The 482-nt window shown below is 32.2% G+C and carries 1 protein-coding gene; it reads left to right on the top strand.

Translation table 11 applies throughout. The features are described 5' to 3' along the window. The first annotated feature begins 63 nt into the window (after positions 1-63). Positions 64-396, top strand: coding sequence for a hypothetical protein (locus AC3DEV_RS16855; protein ID WP_488372845.1), 333 nt, complete (start codon positions 64-66; stop codon positions 394-396). The last annotated feature ends 86 nt before the right edge of the window (positions 397-482 follow it).

The raw sequence follows: 482 nt of genomic DNA, 5'->3' as shown, positions 1-482 counted from the left end.
AGTTGTTTATGAATGTTGTGGTATGATGTTTGATACACAAATTGAAGAAATGAGGAAATGTTTATGAAATATGAAGATATGACAAAGGCTCAGTTGATAGAAGAATTGAGAAAACTAAAAAATGAGCAATTCGAAAAAAGTGGAGAGATATTTTTTGCATTTGTGTATGATGATAGTGGCGAAAAATATGTTATTGAAAACTTATTAGATAGACATAATTCGTTTTATTCTATCCTAGAAGATGCTAAACGTAACGAATATCAATTTAGTATAGATTTTGTGTATTGGGATGGTGAGTCGTTCGTATCTCCTATTGGGGGTCATGAATGGGACTGTGCTATTAGAATTCCAACCAAATTGCTTAGTGACTATTTTATGAAATCTGGTGAAGTATGATCCGATTCGTCGTTGCTAGATATGAAAATGATTCCTATGAAAAGTTTCTAGGTGCATCTTCAGAAGAAGTAAACACTGTTCATGTA

Source organism: Dietzia sp. IBK-p2-15D (assembly GCF_057773105.1).
This window is presented reverse-complemented; position numbering and strand designations above follow the sequence as displayed.

Coding starts and splice junctions, on each gene's coding strand:
- AC3DEV_RS16855 (WP_488372845.1), top strand. CDS start 64: ATGAAATATGAAGATATGACAAAGGCTCAGTTGATAGAAGAATTGAGA.